This window comes from Micromonospora sp. NRRL B-16802, assembly GCF_001279555.1.
In the GTDB taxonomy this organism is placed as follows: Bacteria; Actinomycetota; Actinomycetes; order Mycobacteriales; family Micromonosporaceae; genus Micromonospora; species Micromonospora profundi.
Window position 1 is genome coordinate 119,267 of sequence record NZ_LGEB01000053.1, and the last position, 18,206, is coordinate 137,472.

At 72.0% G+C, this 18,206-nt stretch carries 17 protein-coding genes and 1 pseudogene; 5 read left to right on the forward strand and 13 right to left on the reverse strand.

Annotation, left to right across the window (positions count from 1 at the left end):
- Window positions 1–28 precede the first annotated feature (28 nt).
- From ADK66_RS10880 to ADK66_RS10905, 6 genes are all read right to left on the reverse strand, one after another.
- Complete coding sequence (locus ADK66_RS10880) at window positions 29–1,537, reverse strand: NuoM family protein (RefSeq protein WP_053654016.1); 1,509 nt, start codon at window positions 1,535–1,537, stop codon at window positions 29–31.
- The gene (locus ADK66_RS10885) at window positions 1,534–3,459 is read right to left on the reverse strand and encodes an NADH-quinone oxidoreductase subunit L (RefSeq protein WP_053654018.1); all 1,926 of its coding nucleotides are present in this window, start codon (window positions 3,457–3,459) and stop codon (window positions 1,534–1,536) included. The genes ADK66_RS10880 and ADK66_RS10885 overlap by 4 nt, the downstream gene beginning before the upstream one ends.
- The gene (gene nuoK / locus ADK66_RS10890) at window positions 3,456–3,827 is read right to left on the reverse strand and encodes an NADH-quinone oxidoreductase subunit NuoK (protein ID WP_053654020.1); all 372 of its coding nucleotides are present in this window, start codon (window positions 3,825–3,827) and stop codon (window positions 3,456–3,458) included. Before nuoK ends, ADK66_RS10885 begins: the two co-directional genes overlap by 4 nt.
- Window positions 3,824–4,393: an NADH-quinone oxidoreductase subunit J gene (locus ADK66_RS10895; protein ID WP_053654022.1), complete on the reverse strand. Its 570-nt coding sequence runs from the start codon at window positions 4,391–4,393 to the stop codon at window positions 3,824–3,826. The genes nuoK and ADK66_RS10895 overlap by 4 nt, the downstream gene beginning before the upstream one ends.
- 37 nt (window positions 4,394–4,430) lie before the next feature.
- Entirely contained in the window at window positions 4,431–5,030 is a 600-nt protein-coding gene (locus ADK66_RS10900; protein ID WP_369814776.1) for an NADH-quinone oxidoreductase subunit I, read from the reverse strand.
- A gap of 85 nt (window positions 5,031–5,115) precedes the next feature.
- Window positions 5,116–5,547, reverse strand: coding sequence for an ester cyclase (locus ADK66_RS10905; RefSeq protein ID WP_053654026.1), 432 nt, complete (start codon window positions 5,545–5,547; stop codon window positions 5,116–5,118).
- Window positions 5,548–5,633: 86 nt separating this feature from the next.
- Between ADK66_RS10905 and ADK66_RS10910 the strand changes: the two genes are divergently transcribed.
- Window positions 5,634–6,653, forward strand: a complete 1,020-nt coding sequence (locus tag ADK66_RS10910; RefSeq protein ID WP_053654028.1) for a glutathione S-transferase family protein — start codon at window positions 5,634–5,636, stop codon at window positions 6,651–6,653.
- 120 nt (window positions 6,654–6,773) lie between these two features.
- On the opposite strand, the gene nuoH is transcribed toward ADK66_RS10910, so the two are convergent.
- Window positions 6,774–7,736 carry an NADH-quinone oxidoreductase subunit NuoH gene (gene nuoH, locus ADK66_RS10915; RefSeq protein WP_053654030.1) on the reverse strand — a complete coding sequence of 321 codons (963 nt, stop codon included), beginning with the start codon at window positions 7,734–7,736 and terminating at the stop codon, window positions 6,774–6,776.
- Window positions 7,737–7,972: 236 nt separating this feature from the next.
- Window positions 7,973–8,569, reverse strand: a pseudogene (locus tag ADK66_RS10920) (NADH-quinone oxidoreductase subunit C); the annotation flags it as partial.
- Between the two features lie 117 nt (window positions 8,570–8,686).
- Here ADK66_RS10920 and ADK66_RS10925 point away from each other — a divergent pair.
- Window positions 8,687–9,733 carry a glucose 1-dehydrogenase gene (locus ADK66_RS10925; protein WP_197281483.1) on the forward strand — a complete coding sequence of 349 codons (1,047 nt, stop codon included), beginning with the start codon at window positions 8,687–8,689 and terminating at the stop codon, window positions 9,731–9,733.
- Window positions 9,734–9,748: 15 nt separating this feature from the next.
- Here ADK66_RS10925 and ADK66_RS10930 read toward each other — a convergent pair whose 3' ends face one another.
- Together ADK66_RS10930 and ADK66_RS10935 are read right to left on the reverse strand one after the other, a co-directional pair.
- A complete protein-coding gene (locus tag ADK66_RS10930) occupies window positions 9,749–11,065 on the reverse strand; it encodes a DUF2252 domain-containing protein (RefSeq protein ID WP_053654037.1) in 1,317 nt (438 codons plus the stop codon).
- 36 nt (window positions 11,066–11,101) lie between these two features.
- On the reverse strand, window positions 11,102–11,683 hold the full coding sequence (locus tag ADK66_RS10935) for an NADH-quinone oxidoreductase subunit B (RefSeq protein ID WP_053654965.1): 582 nt from the start codon (window positions 11,681–11,683) through the stop codon (window positions 11,102–11,104).
- A 199-nt stretch (window positions 11,684–11,882) separates the two neighbouring features.
- Here ADK66_RS10935 and ADK66_RS10940 point away from each other — a divergent pair, with 199 nt between their 5' ends.
- Together ADK66_RS10940 and ADK66_RS10945 are read left to right on the forward strand one after the other, a co-directional pair.
- Window positions 11,883–12,434 (forward strand): SigE family RNA polymerase sigma factor, encoded by a 552-nt coding sequence (locus ADK66_RS10940; RefSeq protein ID WP_053654039.1) that lies wholly within the window; start codon window positions 11,883–11,885, stop codon window positions 12,432–12,434.
- On the forward strand, window positions 12,427–13,632 hold the full coding sequence (locus tag ADK66_RS10945; protein ID WP_053654041.1) for a hypothetical protein: 1,206 nt from the start codon (window positions 12,427–12,429) through the stop codon (window positions 13,630–13,632). Before ADK66_RS10940 ends, ADK66_RS10945 begins: the two co-directional genes overlap by 8 nt.
- A gap of 43 nt (window positions 13,633–13,675) precedes the next feature.
- Here ADK66_RS10945 and ADK66_RS10950 read toward each other — a convergent pair whose 3' ends face one another.
- The 3 genes from ADK66_RS10950 to ADK66_RS10960 are packed head-to-tail and all read right to left on the reverse strand — an operon-like array spanning window position 13,676 to window position 17,016.
- The gene (locus ADK66_RS10950) at window positions 13,676–15,232 is read right to left on the reverse strand and encodes an aminotransferase class V-fold PLP-dependent enzyme (protein ID WP_053654043.1); all 1,557 of its coding nucleotides are present in this window, start codon (window positions 15,230–15,232) and stop codon (window positions 13,676–13,678) included.
- Window positions 15,233–15,253: 21 nt separating this feature from the next.
- Entirely contained in the window at window positions 15,254–16,669 is a 1,416-nt protein-coding gene (locus ADK66_RS10955) for an MFS transporter (RefSeq protein WP_053654045.1), read from the reverse strand.
- 32 nt (window positions 16,670–16,701) lie between these two features.
- The gene (locus ADK66_RS10960; protein ID WP_053654047.1) at window positions 16,702–17,016 is read right to left on the reverse strand and encodes an MGMT family protein; all 315 of its coding nucleotides are present in this window, start codon (window positions 17,014–17,016) and stop codon (window positions 16,702–16,704) included.
- A 61-nt stretch (window positions 17,017–17,077) separates the two neighbouring features.
- Here ADK66_RS10960 and proB point away from each other — a divergent pair, with 61 nt between their 5' ends.
- Entirely contained in the window at window positions 17,078–18,187 is a 1,110-nt protein-coding gene (gene proB / locus ADK66_RS10965) for a glutamate 5-kinase (RefSeq protein ID WP_197281484.1), read from the forward strand.
- Window positions 18,188–18,206: the final 19 nt, after the last annotated feature.

Genomic DNA, 18,206 nt, shown 5'->3' on the forward strand with positions numbered 1-18,206 from the left:
GCTCGCAAACCCGGCTCACTCCTCGCGCTCACGGAGCCACCACCGCGATCAGCGCGTCGACCGGCGCCTCGGCGACGCCCAGGACCAGCGCCGGGACCAGCCCGATGGCAAGCGCGAGCAGCACCAGCGGCGCCCACGCTGTCACCTCAGCGCCAGCGAGGCCGGGGCCGGCCCGACCCACCGCCGGGCTCGGCCGGCCGTGGGTGACCTGACGCAACAACCGCAGGAAGTACGCGGCAGTGAGCGCGCCACCGACCGCCGCCAGCACCCCGAGGGTGGTCCACAGCGGTCCGCCCACCTGCACCGCCGCGACCACAGCGAACGCCTCCCCCCAGAAGCCGGCCAGCCCGGGCAGGCCGAGCGACGCGACCGCCGCGAACGCGAGCAGACCGGCCAGGCGGGGCGCGGTCTCCCGCAGCCCGGACAGGTCGGCGAGAGTGCCAGTGCCGGTACGGTCCTTCACCGCCCCGGCCAGGAAGAACAGCAGGCCGGTGATCACCCCGTGCGCGATGTTGCCGATCAGCGCCGCCTGGATGCCAGTGGCCGTCAACGTGGCGACGCCCAGCAGCACGAAACCCATGTGCCCCACGCTGGAGTACGCGATGAGCCGCTTCACATCGGTCTGGGCCAGGCAGACGAGCGAACCGATCAGGATGGCGGCGACGGCAAGCACGCCCAGCGCCGGCGCCGCCCACCGCGCACCCTCCGGTGCCACCCCCACCGCCACCCGGATCAGGCCGTAGGTGCCCATCTTGAGCAGCACCCCGGCCAGCACGACGCTGCCCACAGTCGGCGCCTGCGTGTGCGCGTCGGGCAGCCAGGAGTGCAGCGGCCAGAGCGGGCTCTTCACAGCGAACGCCAACGCGAGCAGCGTGAACGCGGCCAACTGGGTGCCCCGGGACAGCCCGCCGCCACCGGTCAACGCCACCACGTCGGCGGTGCCGGCGGCGGCGACCACGACGTACACGCCGACCAGCAGCAGCACCGACCCGAACAGCGTGTAGAGCGCGAACTTACGGGCTGCCCGCCGCCGGTCCGCGCCGCCCCAGCCGGCGATGATCGCGTACATCGGCAGGAGGACGACCTCGAAGAACAGGAAGAACAACACCAGGTCCAGGGCGAGGAACGTGCCCAGGATGCCCACCTCGACCACCAGCAGCAACGCCACGAGCGCCCGGCCGCTGCCGCCGTCGGGCACCCGCCACATCGTGTACGCGCAGCACAGCACTGTGAGCAGCGCCGTCAACACCACGAGCGGCCAGGAGATCCCGTCGACGCCGATGTGGAAGCGCAGGTCCAGGCCGGGCACCCAGGGCAGGTCCACCTGATGCCACGGGCGCACCGCGGGCGTGCCCGCCGACCAGGCGAACCACCCCCGGCCCCCGAACACCAGCGGCACCGCGGCCAGCAGTGTCAGCGCCGCCGCGACCGTACCCACCAGCCGGGCCGCCCGGTCCCGGGGCGTCGCCGCCACCGCGACCGCGCCGAGCGCCGGCACCACGAGCACCGCAACAAGCAACACCTGGCCAATGCTCATCGGGTAACCCCCATCAGGGCCGCCGCCAGGCCGATCAGCAGCGCACCGGCAAGCACCCCGGCGGCCGCTCGGGGCAACGCCGCGCGGTGCAATGCGGCCAGCCCGGCACCCAGCCCGGACGCGGCCCGCCCACTGCCCTCGACAGCGCCGTCCACTACCGACTCGTCACCGGTACGCGCGGCGCGCGCCAGCGCCCGGACCGGACGTACGACAAGGGTGTGCTGGACGTCGTCGAGCCGGAACGCGCTGGCGAAGACCGGCCGCAGCGGACCCAGCGCGCCCGCCGGGTCGGCTGTGGTGTCCCGCCGCCAGCCCAGCCACACCAGCCCCGCCCCGACCAGCAGCAGCGCCAGCGGCAGCAACAGCCCCGGCCCGATGTGGACCAGACCGTCCTCGGCGCCGGCCACCGGCACCGTGGCGAACCGCAGCCGGTCGGCGAACGCCCCGACGAACCCGGCGAGGCCGAGCAGCGCGGCCGGCACGGCCAGCAGCAGCACCGGCCACCGCATGACGGCCGGCGGATCGTGCGGCTGGACCAGCGGCAGCCGGGGAGCGCCGAAGAAGGCTCGCAGCAGCAGTCGGCCGGCGTACCAGGCGGTGATCGCCACGCCCACGAGCCCGGCGAGCCAGACCAGCCAGCCCACCCACGACGGCGCCGGGCCGGTGCCCTCCAGCGCGGCCGACTCGGCGACCGCAAGCACGCCGTCCTTGCTCCAGAAGCCGGCCAGCGGAGGCACCCCGGCCAGCGCGCCCAGGCCCACCACGGTGCACCAGAACGTCACAGGCATGCTGCGGCGCAGCCCACCCATCTCCGACATGAGGGTGCTGCCCACCGCGTGGATCACCGCGCCGGCCGCGAGGAACAGCAACGCCTTGAACGCCGCGTGCGTGAGCAGGTGGAACAGCGCCGCCGACGGCGAACCGACAGCCAGCGCGCCAGTCATGTAACCCAGTTGGGAGACCGTCGACCAGGCCAGCACCCGTTTGATGTCGTCCTGCGCGGTGGCTGCCAGCGCGCCGAGCAGCAGTGTGATCGAACCGATCACGCCGAGCACTGTCAGCGTCACGGGCGCGGCGGTGAACAGCGGGTAGAGCCGGGTCACCGCGTACACCCCGGCGGCGACCATCGTCGCGGCGTGGATCAGCGCGGAGATCGGCGTCGGACCGGCCATCGCGTCCGGCAGCCAGGTGTGCAGCGGGAACTGGGCGCTCTTGCCGGCCACCCCGGCCAGCAGCAGCAGACCGGCGGCGGTCACTGTCACGCCGGAGTGGTCGTGGGCGAGCACGTCGGCGATCCGGAAACTGCCCGCCGACACGCCGAGCAGCGCGATGCCGAGCAGGAAGCCCACATCGCCGACCCGGGTCACCAGGAACGCCTTCATGGCGGCGGCCGGCGCGCCGGGCAGTCGCCGGTCATGGGCGATGAGCAGGTACGAGCAGAGGCCCATCACCTCCCAGCCGACAAGCAGCATCACCAGGTCCCCCGCGACCACCACAAGCAACATGGCGGCGGTGAAGAGACTGATCTGCGCGGCGTACGGCGGGTAGCGGTGGTCGACGTCGACGTCGTCGTGTGGACCGCGCCGCAGGTAGCCGATCGAGTAGACCTGCACTGCCAGCGCGACGGCTGTGACAGCGACGGCGACGAGCGCGGCGGCGCCGTCCAGCCGTACGCCGAGGGTCACCGTCAACCCGCCGAGGTCGATCCAGGTCGTCGACGTCTCCGTCGGAGAGTCGACTGTGACAAGCAGCGCGACGGCAAGCGCCAGCGCGCCGGCAGCACCGGCGACCCCGAGCGCCACTGCCACCCGCCGCGCCCGGTCGCCTCCGCCCGGGTCGCGCGGGGCCGGCGGCAGCAACAGCCCGACCAGACCCGCCACCAGCGGTACGGCGGGCAGCAACGCCCCGAGCAGCCCGCTCACCTGCCCACCTCCGGGCCTGCGGTCGCCGGCTCCCGCCCAGCGCCGACCTCCGGCGGGTCAGCGGGCTCGGTCAGCGGCACCTCGTCCACCGCCACTGTCGCCCGCAGCCGGTAGAGCTGAAGGACGATCGCCAACCCCACTCCGATCTCCGCGGCGGCGAGAACGATGACGAACAACGCGAAGACCTGACCCGAGTGCGGCAGCACCGCGCGGGCAGTCGTGTCGGCGGTGACGAGGATGAGGTTCACCGCGTTGAGCATCAGCTCCACCGACATCAGCACCAGCACGGCGTTGCGACGGCGGAGTACGCCGTACACGCCGAGGCCGAAGAGCAGCGCGGCGGTGACGTACGGGATGACCGGCCTCACCGGCGACCCCCGGAGTCCACCTCGGCCGCCGTGCGGGTCGGCGTACCCGTGCCGTCGCCGCGCGGGGCCGCCCGGCCGATGTCCGGCCGGGACAGCACCACAGCGCCGACGAGAGCGGACAGCAGCAGCACGGACAGCACCTCGAACGGCAGCACCCACGCCCCGAAGATCTGCTCGCCGAGCCGTTCGGCAGTACCAGTGTCGGGAAACTCGACAGTGCTCCACCGGTACGCGTCGACGAGCAGGACGCTCAGGCCCAGGCCGGCGCCACCGCCGATCAGCGCGGCCGGCCAGCCGGGCCGGTCCAGATCGTCGGACGCGCCGATCGGAGCCCGGGTCAGCATCACCGCGAACAGCAGCAGCACCACCACCGCGCCCACGTAGATCAGCACCTGCACCCAGGCGACCAGCTCGGCACCGAGCACCAGGTAGTCGCCGGCCAGCGCGCCCAGACACACCACAAGGTAGAGCCCGGCCCGCACCAGGTGTTTCGTGGTCACCACCAGCACCCCGGCACCGACCGCGACCGCGCCCAGGGCGAGCAGCAGCACGTCCGCCCCGGTCACCGGGCCACCCTCCTGCCGCCATACCCCGTCTGCGGTGTCACGACGCGGAACCCGGCTCGGGGCGTACGGCGGAAGGGGCCGGACGCACGGCGGCCTTGCGGGCCGCCGCGGTCTCCTCCTTGGCGGGCTCGCCGTTGGGGTCGTGCGCGGGCGGCGGCGGAACCGTTGCCATCCACTGGCCGAGGTGGTCCTTGTCGTGCAGCAGGTCCTTGATGTCGTACTCGGCGTACTCGAACTCCGGCGACCAGTAGAGCGCGTCGAACGGGCAGACCTCGATGCAGATGCCGCAGTACATGCAGAGCGAGAAGTCGATGTCGAACTTGTCGAGCACGTTGCGCTGGCGGGGGCGGGCGGCGCCGGGCACCGCCACCTCCTCCTTGTGGGAGTCGATGTAGATGCACCAGTCCGGACACTCGCGGGCGCAGAGCATGCAGACCGTGCAGTTCTCCTCCGACAGGGCGATCACTCCACGCGAGCGGGGCGGCAGCTCGGGGGCGACGTCGGGGTACTGCTGGGTGGTCGAGCGGCTGGTCATCGTCTTGAAGGTGACCGCCAGCCCCTTTACCAGGCCCGCGCCGGGCATGCCGCGCTCGCTGGCGCCACCGGCCGGGTCGCCGTGCTCGCTGGGGTCGGTCATGTCGACCATCCTGCCCTGTGGCCCGGGCGCGCGCGACCACCCCCCGCAGGTCTGCGGCGGGACTGTGGCCGACGCCGAGAGCGGCTCACACCCCGGGGGCGGTGAGCCCGCCGATCGGCGGCAGCATCTCGACGCCGAGTTGCTGGAGCAGTTGGAACAGCTCGGTGCAGCTCCACACCTCGACGATCCGGCCCGTCGCGTCGAACCGCAGGAACGTCGCGCCCGAGTAGCTGACCACCTGACCGGTCGGAGGCACCGGCCCGAACTGGCCCGCGTGGGTGCCGGCCGCCCGCCAGTGCACGGCCACCCGCTCGCCGGCGGCCACCACGTCCACGATCTTGTAACGCAGGTCCGGGAAGGCCGCCCGCCGCTCGTGATGCCAGGCCAGCGTCGCCTCCGGCCCGGTGCCGCCCAGCCCGGGGCACTCGTCGGCGATCAACTCGTACGCCGATTCCTCCTGGCGGGCGTTCCACACGTCGGCGACGAAGCGGCGCGCGGCCGCCTCCACATCCGTCATGACGGCAGGGTAGCCGGGCTCACCGCATCGGCAGGTTGGAGATCCGTAAGGATAGGGACAGACACTGACCTGACCAGGAGGGTGACGTGGGCGAGGAAGCAGGCGGCAAATACGTCGAGCCGGGCGGCGAGTTCACCCGGGACCAGCGCTACATCGCCACCCGGATCACCATGGACGGGCGGGACGGCTACCCGGTCGAGCCGGGCAGGTACCGGTTGGCGGTCAGCCGCGCCTGCCCGTGGGCCAACCGCCTGATCATCGTGCGGCGGCTGCTCGGCCTGGAGGACGCCATCTCGATGGCGGTTGCCGGCCCGACCCACGACGCCCGCAGTTGGACCTTCGACCTCGACCCGGGCGGGCGGGACCCGGTGCTCGGCATCGAACGCATCCAGGAGGCGTACTTCAAGCGCTTCCCCGGCTACGAGCGGGGCATCACGGTGCCGGCGATCGTCGACGTGCCGACCGGGCAGGTGGTGACGAACGACTACGCGCAGATGAGCCTCGACCTGTCCACCGAGTGGACCGCGTACCACCGCGACGGCGCACCGCAGCTCTATCCCGAGCACCTGCGGGCGCAGATCGACGAGGTGAACGACGTGGTGTTCGCCGACGTCAACAACGGTGTCTACAGGTGTGGCTTCGCCGGCAACCAGGAGGCGTACGACAAGGCGTACCACAGGCTCTTCGACCGGCTGGACTGGTTGACCGCGCGGCTGACCGACCAGCGCTATCTGGTCGGCGACACCATCACCGAGGCCGACGTGCGGTTGTTCACCACACTGGTTCGCTTCGACCCGGTCTACCACGGCCACTTCAAGTGCAACAGGCAGAAGCTGAGCGAGATGCCTGTGCTGTGGGCGTACGCCCGGGACCTGTTCCAGACCCCCGGGTTCGGCGACACCATCGACTTCGACCACATCAAGAGGCACTACTACGAGGTGCACAGGGACATCAACCCGACCGGCGTCGTGCCGCTCGGTCCTGACCTGTCCAACTGGCTCACCCCGCACGGTCGGGAAGCCCTCGGTGGCCGCCCCTTCGGCGACGGCACCCCACCTCCACCCCCCGCCGAGCCGGTAGACCCGGCACACACCCCGCTGCGCTGAGCCACCCCGGGCCCCCGACCCCGCCACCCCCGGGATCTTGCACTTTGTGACGCCGGTATGCCCGGTTAGCCACGTTCGTCGGGGCAGAAAGTGCAAGGTCGGCGCGGTGGGGGGCGGGCTCTACAGGGCGACGCGGACCGCTGCCGTGAGGACCAGTTGCGCCAGGGCGGCCGGCACCAGCACCAGCCAGCAGAGCCGCTGGAGCTGGTCCTCACGCAGACGCGGGTAGGACACCCGCAGCCAGATGATCACGAACGCGACGGCGAACACCTTGAGCAGGGTCCAGAGCCAGCCCAGCTGATCGTCGGCGAACGGGCCCTGCCAGCCGCCGAGGAACAGCACCGTGGTCAGCGCGGCGATCACCACGATGCCCACGTACTCGGCGAGCAGGAAGAACGCGAAGCGCAGACCCGTGTACTCGGTCATGTAGCCGAACACCAGCTCCGAGTCGGCCACCGGCATGTCGAACGGCGGCCGGCGGATCTCGGCCAGCCCGGCCACGAAGAAAATGATCATCGCGGGTGCCTGCCAGATGAGCCACCACGGCTGCCACGCCTCGACGATCCCCGACAAGCTGAGCGTGCCCGCAGCCATCGCCACCGACGCCGCCGCCAGCACCAGCGGCAACTCGTAGCCGAGCAACTGGGCGGCACCGCGCAGCCCACCGAGCAGGCTGTACTTGTTTGCCGACGCCCACGCCGACATGAGCACCGCCACCACACCCACGCCGACGACGGCCAGCACGAAGAACAGGCCGATGTCCAACGGTTGCCCGACAAGGTCGTTCGGGCCGAGCGGGATGACAAGCAGCACCAGCAGGTAGGGCACGAGCGCCACCGCCGGCGCCAGCCGGAACACCGCCCGGTCCGCCTCGCGCGGTGTGATGTCCTCCTTCTGGACGAACTTGACGCCGTCGGCCACGAGCTGCGCCCAGCCGTGGAAGCCGCCCGCGTACATCGGGCCCAGGCGACCCTGCATGTGCGCCATCACCTTGTGCTCGGCCTGACCGACGAGCAGCGGCAGCGTGAGGAACGCGACCACCACACCGCCGATCCGGAGCACCAACTCCACCCAGAGCGGCATCAGGGCGTACCCCCGTCTTGGTCGCCCGTCGCGGGCCGGCCGGCCGGGCCGGCGTCGGGCGCGGGCTCATCGGTCCGAGCCGGGCCGTCGGCGGGCGCGGCCTTGTCGGTCCGAGCCGGGCCGTCGGCGGTGCCGGCGACCCGGGGAGTACGCGCCGGACGGGCCCCCGGTGCCGGACGGGCGGGACGCTCACCGGCCGGACGCGCCGGGGTGCCACCTCGCGGCCCCTCCCCCATGCCGCCCGCACCCGCGGGCGTGGGAACCGTCCCCCACTCGCCCGGGGCGGGCACGCCCGGCGGGCGGATCGGTCGACGGCCACCGCCTGCTTCCGACTCGCCCGGTTCCTTCGCGCCCGGCCAGGGCTTTGCCACCCGCGAGGCGAGTACGAACTCCTTGCGCAGCGGATGGCCCTCGAACTCCGGCGGCAGCAGCAGCGGTCGCAGCTCCCCGTGGCCGTCGAAGCCGATGCCGAACATCTCGTGGGTCTCCCGCTCGTGCCACGCGGCACCCGGGTAGACGTCGACCACCGAGGCCACAGTCGGCGCGCCGCGCGGCAACCGGGTGCGCAGCAGCACGCCGTGCCGCAGCCGCGTCGACCAGAGGTGAACCACCACGTCGAAGCCCTCGGCCAGCTCGTCCACCGCCGACAGCCAGTCGAAGTAGTCGCAGGCCAGCTCGGTGTCGTCGCGTGCCGCGCGCACCGCGGCCGACCAGCTCGACGGGGGGACGTCGACGGTGGCCCGGGCGTACTGCTGCCCGCCGGAGACCGACGGGGTCGCCTCGACCGGCGCGAGCAGCGCGACCAGCCGAGCGCCGACCTCTTCGGGAGTCATGCCGCTGATCCTAGGGCGTCGGTCCGGCACTGGCCCGGCCCGCGCCGCACCACAAGCGCCCCGGCGATCTGCAGGCTTTGCCGGGCGATGCGACGACCGACGGGGAAAGATGAGGGTGTGCGCGCTGTGACTGTGGAACCCGGAGTCGCCAACTCGCTGAGTCTCATCCAGGATCAGCCGGAGCCGGCGCCCGAAGAGGGCGCGGTCCTCGTCGAGGCGCTGTCGGTAGGCATCTGCGGCACCGACCACGAGATCATCGCCGGCCTGTACGGCGAGGCGCCGCCCGGCGCGGACCGGCTGGTCATCGGGCACGAGTCGTTGGGCCGGGTGCTGGAGGACCCGACAGGCACCCTGCAGCCCGGCGACCTGGTGGCCGGGATCGTCAGGCATCCCGATCCGGTCCCCTGCTCCAACTGCGCGGCCGGCGAGTGGGACATGTGCCGCAACGGCCTGTTCACCGAGCACGGCATCAAGGCGCTGGCCGGCTTCGCCCGCGACCGGTGGCGGATCCAACCCCACTTCGCCGTCAAGCTCGATCCGGCGCTGTCCAGCGTCGGCGTGCTGTTGGAACCCACGAGCGTCGTGGCCAAGGCGTGGGACCACATCGAGCGCATCGGGCACCGGGCCGAGTGGCAGCCGCAAACCGTCCTGGTGACCGGGGCCGGGCCGATCGGGTTGCTGGCCGCTCTGCTCGCCACCCAGCGCGGCTTCACCGTCCACGTGCTGGACCGGACGACCGGCGGGCCGAAGCCGGAGCTGGTCGCCGCGCTCGGCGCCACCTACCACACGGTGTCGGTGAACGACCTTCAAGTCGAGCCGGACGTCGTGGTCGAGTGCACCGGCGCACCCACCGTGGTCCTCGACGTGATGTGCAAGGCCGCCCCGACCGGCATCGTCTGCCTTGCCGGGGTGTCCAGTGGTGGTCGGCGCATCAACTTCGACGCGGGCGCCCTCAACCGGGAGTTGGTGCTGGAGAACAACGTGGTGTTCGGCTCCGTCAACGCCAACCGCCGGCACTGGGACCTCGCCGCGCAGGCGCTCGCCCAGGCCGACCAGAACTGGCTCAGCTCGCTGATCACCCGGCGGATGCCTGTGGAGAGGTACGCCGAGGCGTACACCGCCGGGCCGGACGACATCAAGGTGGTGCTGGACTTCGCCTCCTGAACGGCGGGCTGCCGCTCAGATGCCGGGCAGCCGACCGTTGCGGAACAGGTCCACGAAGAGCTGGTGATCCTGCCGGGCACGCACCCCGTACGCGTGCGCGAAGTCCACCAGGTGGGTGACGAACCCCGACTCGTCGGAGCCCACCGCCGCCACGATCGCCTCCTCGGTGGAGTAGTCCACCAGGTCGTGACTGGACTCGTCGTCGGCGACCGAATGCATCCGGGCCACCGCCCGGCCCAGGTCGGCAAGGATCCCGGTCAACTCCTCCGGCTCGTTGACGTCCGCCCAGTCAAGGTCGGCGGCGTACGGGGAGACCTCCGCGACGAGCTGGCCCACCCCGTCCAGCTCGGTGAAGCCCAGCCACGGGTCGGCGTGCGCCTGCAACGCCCGCTGCGACTCGGCGGTCCGGTGCCCCTGGTGCCGGAAGTAGTTCCGCACCGACTCGTCGGTGCTGTACCGGGCCACCGCCGGCACCTGCGCCTGCTTCATGTAGATCACGACGTCGTTCTCCAGCGCCTGGGTGTGCCCCTCCAGCAGCAGGTTGTACGACGGCAGCCCGGCCGACCCGATGCCGACACCCTTGCGCAGCACCACGTCCTTGATCTGTGCGGCAAGCGGGCGGGGCCGGGTCGACGTGGCGGGCAGGGTGCCCAGGTACTCCTGGAAGGCCGCCACGACCTTGCCCCGGGTGTCGCCGTCGACCTCGAAGACCCCGTCGCCGATCGAGAACCGCCGCTCGTAGTTGTCGACGGTGGTCTGCGTGGCCAGCAGGTCGACCCGCGTGTTGAGCCGGGCCTGCTGGAGCACCCGACGCAGCACACCGTCGGCGTTGTCCAGGGTGATCGAGCCGATCGCGTCGTCCCCGCCGTCGGCGATCGCCCGCAGCTCGGTCAGGTACGACCCGGCGAAGCCGGCCACCAGCTCACCGATCACCGCATCCGAGAGCGCCTTGCTGTAGCCCAGCAGCGCCACGCTCGCCGCGAACCGCCGCAGGTCCCAGGTGAACGGCCCCACGTACGCCTCGTCGAAGTCGTTGACGTTGAACACGAGCTGCCCGGAGGCGTTCATGTAGGTTCCGAAGTTCTCCGCGTGCAGGTCACCGTGGATCCACACCCGGCCGGTCCGCTCGTCCAGGAACCGGTCGTCGGCGAAGTCGCCGCGCTGGTCGGCGTAGAACAGCGCGGCGCTGCCCCGGTAGAAGGCGAACGGTGACGCGGCCATCTTGCGGAACTTGCGGCGGAAGGCGGCCGGGTCCATCGCCATCGACGCGCCGAACTCCTCGGTGAGCACGTCGATGATGTGGGCGGATCGCTTGTCCACGGAGTTGCTCATGCTGCGCAGGCTAGCCCCGCCCAGCCACCCTTGGCGTCAATCAGCCGCTGGTGGGCGTACCGGCGGGGCGGTGAGCGAGTCGACGGAGCGCGGCGCGGCGGCTTCGCGGGGTGCGGTGTCCAGTGGCGCGGCGAGCAGGTCTGGGCGGGACACGCCGCCGATACCGGCCTGCTCGGCGGCGATCTTCTCCTGAAGGCGCAGGATGCCGTGCAGCAGCGCCTCCGGCCGGGGCGGGCAGCCGGGCACGTACACGTCGACGGGGATGATCTGGTCGACGCCCTTTGTCACCGAGTAGGAATCCCAGTAGGGACCGCCGCAGTTGGAGCAGGCGCCGAACGAGATGACGTACTTCGGCTCGGGCATCTGGTCGTAGAGCCGCTTGATCGCCGGAGCCATCTTGTCGGTCACCGTGCCGGACACCACCATGAGGTCGGCCTGCCGGGGGCCGTGGGCGAACGGGATCACCCCGAGGCGCATGAAGTCGTGCCGGCCCATGCTGGTGGCGATGAACTCGATGGCGCAGCAGGCCAGGCCGAAGTTGAACACCCAGAGCGAGTAGCGTCGCCCCCAGTTCAGCACGAACCGGATCGGCTCGCCGAGCACTGCCGGTAGCTGCACGACCGCCTCCCTCATGTCCTCACGGACAGTCAACCACAGCTCGGGCCCCGGACCCCCGGGGGCGCTGTCGGCACCGGCCGATGGTCGGAACAGTCGGGTTCGCGGCAGGAAACCACGCAACCACACCCGCTGCTGTGGAGTGTTACCGGCGCCTAGGGCATCGGCCCGACGGCTACGGGGAGGGGCAGTGACAGCAACGATGGGAGCCCGTGCCAACGAACCACCTGCGGCGTTGACCGCCAGCAGGCTGGACGCGGTGACGATCACCTTTGACGACTTCTACCACGCGCACTTCCGGAGCGTCACCACACAGCTGTGCGCGTACACGGGGGATCTGGGCCACGCGCAGGACCTGACCCAGGAGGCGTTCTGCCGGGCGTTGGCCCGCTGGGACCGCCTCGTCCGCTACGACGATCCGGTGGCCTGGGTGCGGCGGGTCGCCTGGAACCTGGCCCGCAGCCGCTGGCGCCGCCTGCGTACCGCCCGGGACCACCTCATGCGGCAGCGACGGGTCGAAGCCGAGGTGGACGGCCCTACGCCGGACCGGGTAGCCATCGACGCGGCGCTTGCGAAGCTCCCCGCCAACCATCGGCGGGCCGTCATCCTGCACTACCTGGCCGACCTGTCGGTCAACCAGATCGCTCTTCAGGAAGGGGTGGCCGAGGGCACCGTCAAGTCCTGGCTGCACCGTGGCCGGACAGCCCTGGCCGGACTGCTCGACGAGAACACCGAGGGGGTGTCCGATGTCTGATCTCGAACCCCGACTGCGTGAGCGGTTCACCGCGTACCGCGTCGATGTCACCACCCAGGTCGCCGGTCCCGGCCCCGACCAGGCCCGGCGCACCCTGCGTCGACGTCGGCAGACGAGGGCGGTGGCCGTTGCCGCCGCAGCCGTCGTCCTGGTGCTGGCGCCTGTCGTCGCGAACGCCGCGCTCAACAGTGAGCGGAGGACACCGGCCCCGGCGGAGACGGTGAGTCCGACGGACCCGCCGACGACCGGGCCGCTGCCGACGCCATCGATCACCGGGACACCGAGCGCGACACCGTCGACGGCTCCCAGCGCGCCGGACGGCCGGATCAGCCGGGCGCAACTGCTCGCCGCCCGCGTCGACCTGCCGAAATGGCCGTCGGAGACACCCGAGCGATGCATCACCTCGGACGTGCGGCTCCGGGGCGACGCGAAGCCGACCGACGTTCCATGGTTGAGCGGCGTCGCGATCAAGCACGGAGACCTCGACGGCGACGGCGCCGACGAGACGGTAGCCCTCATCGGCTGCCGTGGGTACGGCGAGACATGGGCGAAGCAGGTAGTCGCCTTCGACCGGGATCGGGACGGCCGGATCGTGACGATGGGCCGGGTGGTACGCACCGGCGACGGCTTCGACGACATCCTCGGCACGGAGATCGCCTCCGGGGCGGTGCAGGTGCGGGTGGGCGACATCCAGCCGTGTTGCAGCACCCCCAAACACCTGGTGCGGGAGCAGGTGCGGACGTACCGGTGGACCGGGGAGGAGTTCCGCCAGACCGACGGCCCCACGAAGTTCGGCAAGGATCCCCGCCTCACCGACCTGCGGTTGACCATGAACCACGAGTTCGTCGACGCACCGGGTGGTCGCAAGTTGACCACCGTCCTCACGGTCACCAACGCGGGGCCGGTCGACGCTCCGAAGATCCAGTTCAACGGCCTCGACGTGGGTGAGCCGGCGGGTGGTGACTGGTCCAGGTGCGACCGGGACGCGGCGGCGGCGGATGACAACCTGTCGTGCCGGCTACCGGGGGTGCCGGCCGGTGAGTCGCGGCGCTACACATTCGTCTACCTGGTGCCCGACCGCTCGGGTGCCGACGCGAGGGCCCGGAGCTTCTTCGTCTTCCACTACGACGACCAGGGTCGGGAGTGGCCCGACCTCAAGAAGGACGACAACAGCGCGAGACTGCCCGGCCAGCTCTGAAACGCCGGTGCCCCACCTCGCCAGGGTGGGGCACCGCTCGATTTCAGTCGGCCGAACCCCAGTCCGGGCGTTGCAGCAGGCCGACGAACTCGACGAGCAGCCGCTCGCGGAGCGCCGGGGGCGCGGCGTCGAGCAGCGTGTTCACCAGCGCCATCCGCTCCGGCAGCGGCCCAGAGCCCGGCCCGCTGCCCGCGCCCGGCCCGTTGCCCGCGCCCGACTCGTTGCCCGCGCCCGGTCCGCCCAGGCCCAGTCCGGCGGCCAGGCCGACGACCAGTTCCGGGGTCAACGCCTCCGGGGTCAGGGCGCCGACCAGGGCTGCCAACTCGGCCGGCAGCCGCACCGGGCCGGCCGCCCGCGCCGCCGCCACGGCTTCGGCGAGGTCCGGGCCGAACTCGGCCACCCGGGGGGCCACAGCGGCCGTCACCGTGAGGTGCACGCTTGCCGGCAGGCCGGCGTACGACAGTTGGGGTTGGGTGTGCCAACCACGCTCGGTCAACTCGTCGACCAGGACGAACAGGTCAGGCCCGCCCTCGGTGGCGGTGAAGCAGACCACTGTGGACTCCGGCTCGGCCATCAGCCGCAGGCCGTCGACGGCGCGGACGGCGTCGGCGAGGCTGGCGACAGCGTCCCGGGTGACGGTGGCCAACCGCAGGTAGCCGGCGTCGCCGATGTGCCGCAGGGTCGCGTACGCGGCGGCGATCGGCCCGCCCGAACGGGTGGACGCGATCACCGGATTGATCATCGTGTAGCCGGGCCAGTCCGCGTACGCGAAGTACTGCGGAGCGCGTAGCGCGGCATTCCGGTGCAGCAGCACCGACACGCCCTTCGGGGCGTACGCGTACTTGTGCAGGTCCACCGAGATCGAGGTGACACCGGGTACCGCGAAGTCGAACGCCGGCACCGGCTCACCGAGGCGGCGCAGGTACGGCAGGGTCCAGCCACCGAAGCAGGCGTCGACGTGGCAGCGCACCCCGGCGTCGGCGGCCACTGCGGCGATCTCGGCGACCGGATCCACCACCCCGTGCGCGTACGACGGCGCGGAGCAGGCCACAAGCACCGTCTCCGGGCGGATCGCGGCGGCCATCGCGGCCGGATCGGGGCGCAGCGTGGCCACCGGTACCGGCACCACGTCCAGCGCCACCCGCAGGTAGTGAGCCGCCTTGGCGAACGCGGCGTGCGCGGTCGACGGCACCACGATCCGAGGTGCGGTGATCTCCGGGTGCGCGTCCCGGGCCGTCTTGACGGCGAGGATCAGCGACTCGGTGCCGCCACTGGTGACGCTGCCGACCACGTCCGGCGCTGTCGTTCCCGGCCCACCACCGAGCACCCGCCCGGCGGCGCCGACCAACGCGTTCTCCATGGCCAGCAGGGACGGGAACGCGGTCGGGTCGAGCCCGTTGACGTGCGCGCTCTCCCGGTGCGCGGCGGCGGCCAGCTCGTCCAGCCCCGGCACGGCCGGGTCGTAGACGTAGGCGAACAACCGCCCCCCGTGCGTAGGCCGATCAGCAGTACGCAACCGACGAACCGAAGCCAAAACGTCCTCAGCAGCCACCCCGTCAGGCGACAGTGCCCCGCCCGCAACCCTGCTCTCGTCGATCATGGAGTCGTGGTGCCTTTCTTGTCATCGTTTACCGCTTTCATCCCCCACCACAACTCCATGATCGACGCCTTCGTGGGGAATGGCGGCGGCTAGGACTTCGGCAGTCAGGTTGTAGCGGCGTAGGAGCAGGAGAGGTGGGGCTATCAGTAGTGCTGGCAGGACTGTGAAGCCGAGCAGGACGCCGAGCCTCGCTGTGTCGGACTGGCTCGCCGCCGTGCCGGTGTCGGACGAGACGTAGCCGGAGAGCTGGAGCACCAGCCCGTAGATGCCGGGGCCGAGGGCCAGACCGAAGGTCTCCCCGGCGGTCCAGAGGCCGGTGAAGACGCCAGCCTGTCGCCGGCCGGTCCGCGCCGTGTCGTACGCGATGCAGTCCGGCAGCATGGCCAGCGCGAACACCTGCTGACCCGCGTACCCGACGCCGATCACCGCGACCACAAGGTAGACGGCGACCGCTGGCAGCACCGGTGCGGCGACCAGGCCGAGCGCCCCCGCGGCGAGGATCAGCGCGGCGGCGACCAGCGCTGCCCGCTTGCCCACCCGGGCGCCGACGCGGGACCAGAGCGGCATCACCAGCAGCGCCGGCCCGACGAAGCAGACGAACAGCAGGGTCGGCCCGCTCCGCTCGTCGCGCAGGATCTGCCCGGCGAAGTAGTTGACCCCAGCGAGGATCGTCGCCACCCCGGCGGACTGCACAACGAAGCAGATCAGCAACGCCCGGAACGGTCGATTGGCGCCGGCCACGGCTAGCTGGGCGCGCAGTGTCGGCTCGCTCGCCCCCACCACACCGCTCGGCGCGGACCGGGTGCCGAGGAACGCGCCGACCGCGCCGACGGCGATGAGCACCGCCACGAACAGGCCCATCCACCGGTGCCCGGGCACACCGTCGCCACCGGCGGTCACCACAAGCGGGGCCACCGCGCCGGAGACCAGGATGGCGAGCGCCAGTACGGCGATCCGCCAGGTCATCAGCCTGGTGCGCTCGGTGTAGTCGTCGGTCATCTCGGCCGGCATCGCCACGTACGGCACCTGGAAGAAGGCGAACGCGGTGGCCGTGGCCAGGAAGGCGAGCGCCACGTACGCCACGGCGGCCGGGCCGTTGCCGAACGGTGCGGCGAAGATGCCCGCGAACAGCACGGCGAGCGCGAGGCCTGCCACGAGCAGGTACGGCCGGCGGGCGCCCCAGCGCGACCGGGTGCGGTCGGAGATCCGTCCGGCGACCGGGTTGACCAGGACATCCCACGCCTTGGGCAGCAGCACCAGCAGGGCGGCCAGGCCGGCGGCCACACCCAGTGTGTCGGTCAGGTACGGCAGCAGCAGCAGACCGGGCACGGTGCCGAACGCGCCGGTGGCAAGCGATCCGAGCGCATATCCGGCGTGCACCGGACGAGGCAGCGGACCTGCGGCGGGCGGGCTTGCGTCACCCGGCGGCTGGTTCATGGGGCCGAATGTTACTCACGTTATGGCGCGCGTCACATCCCCTCATCCGGCGACCAGCCCGCCGCCGCGATGTCCACACCTTCGCCGCGCAACGGCACCCCCTCGGCCCGCAGCCGCGCCCGCGCCTCCCGCTCGTGCCCCGGCGGCAACCGACCGGACGAGGTCACCACACGGTGCCAGGGCACCGAGCCACCGTGCCGGGCCATGATGTTGCCCACCAGCCGGGCCGAGGCTCGCCCCGACCGCTCGGCCAGGGCGTCGGCGACCGCCCCGTACGACATCACCCGACCCTGCGGGATCCGCTCAACCAGGTCGAGCACCGCCTCGACGTACTCGTCAGGTGTCACAATCGGCCACCATATGGGAAGGCCGCCGGGCGACGCTGCCCTGACCACGCAGAATGGGCGGGTGCGTGACGCAGTCACGGCGGCCCGGCGGGTCGTCGTCAAGATCGGTTCCTCCTCGTTGACCACCGCCACGGGCGGGCTGGCCGACGAGCGCGTCGACGCGTTGGTCGACTCCCTCGGCGGGCTGGCCGCCCAGGGCCGCGAGGTGGTGCTCGTCTCCTCGGGCGCGATCGCCGCCGGCCTCGTCCCGCTCGGGCTGACCCGACGCCCGCGCGACCTGGCCACCCAGCAGGCCGCCGCCAGCGTCGGCCAGGGCCTGCTGATCGGCCGGTACGCCGCCAGTTTCGCCCGCCACGGCCTGACCGTCGGGCAGGTGCTGCTCACCGTCGACGACGTGACCCGGCGGGCGCACTACCGCAACGCGTACCGCACGCTGCGCAAGCTGCTCGACCTGCACGCGGTGCCGATCGTCAACGAGAACGACACTGTCGCCACCGACGAGATCAGGTTCGGCGACAACGACCGGCTGGCCGCGCTTGTGGCCGCGCTTGTGCACGCCGACCTGCTGGTGCTCCTCTCCGACGTGGACGCGCTCTGGACCGGCGACCCGGCCCGCCCGCAGTCGACGCGGATCGCGGAGGTCCGCGGCGACGAGGACCTCGCCGGCATCACCATCGGTGGCGCCGGCCGGTCCGGGGTCGGCACCGGCGGCATGGTGACGAAGGTCGAGGCGGCCCGGATCGCCACCGGCTTCGGCATTCCGGTGGTGCTCACCTCCGCCGACCTGGCCGGACCGGTGCTGGCCGGCGAACCGGTCGGCACGCTGTTCCATCCGCAGCGCCAGCGCCCGACGGCCCGGCTGTTCTGGCTTGCCCACGCCACCTCGCCACGCGGCCGGCTGCACCTCGACCCGGGTGCGGTGGCCGCCGTCGTCGGGCGACGCAAGTCGCTGCTGCCCGCCGGCATCACCGCCGTGGACGGCACGTTCACCGCCGGCGACCCGGTCGACCTTGTCGACACCGCTGGCGCTCCGGTCGCCCGTGGGCTGGTCAACTACGACGCGGTGGAGTTGCCCGGGCTGCTCGGTCGCTCCACCTCCGAACTCGCCGCGGCGCTCGGCCCGGCCTACGAACGGGAGGTCGTCCACCGCGACGACCTCGTACTGCTGTAAGCAAGGGCACCTTGTTAAC

Coding starts and splice junctions, on each gene's coding strand:
- ADK66_RS10945 (WP_053654041.1), top strand. CDS start 12,427: ATGTCTGATCTCGAACCCCGACTGCGTGAGCGGTTCACCGCGTACCGC.
- ADK66_RS10905 (WP_053654026.1), bottom strand. CDS start 5,547: ATGACGGATGTGGAGGCGGCCGCGCGCCGCTTCGTCGCCGACGTGTGG.
- ADK66_RS10950 (WP_053654043.1), bottom strand. CDS start 15,232: ATGATCGACGAGAGCAGGGTTGCGGGCGGGGCACTGTCGCCTGACGGG.
- ADK66_RS10880 (WP_053654016.1), bottom strand. CDS start 1,537: ATGAGCATTGGCCAGGTGTTGCTTGTTGCGGTGCTCGTGGTGCCGGCG.
- ADK66_RS10930 (WP_053654037.1), bottom strand. CDS start 11,065: ATGAGCAACTCCGTGGACAAGCGATCCGCCCACATCATCGACGTGCTC.
- ADK66_RS10955 (WP_053654045.1), bottom strand. CDS start 16,669: ATGAACCAGCCGCCGGGTGACGCAAGCCCGCCCGCCGCAGGTCCGCTG.
- nuoH (WP_053654030.1), bottom strand. CDS start 7,736: ATGCCGCTCTGGGTGGAGTTGGTGCTCCGGATCGGCGGTGTGGTGGTC.
- ADK66_RS10940 (WP_053654039.1), top strand. CDS start 11,883: ATGGGAGCCCGTGCCAACGAACCACCTGCGGCGTTGACCGCCAGCAGG.
- ADK66_RS10900 (WP_369814776.1), bottom strand. CDS start 5,030: ATGACCGACCCCAGCGAGCACGGCGACCCGGCCGGTGGCGCCAGCGAG.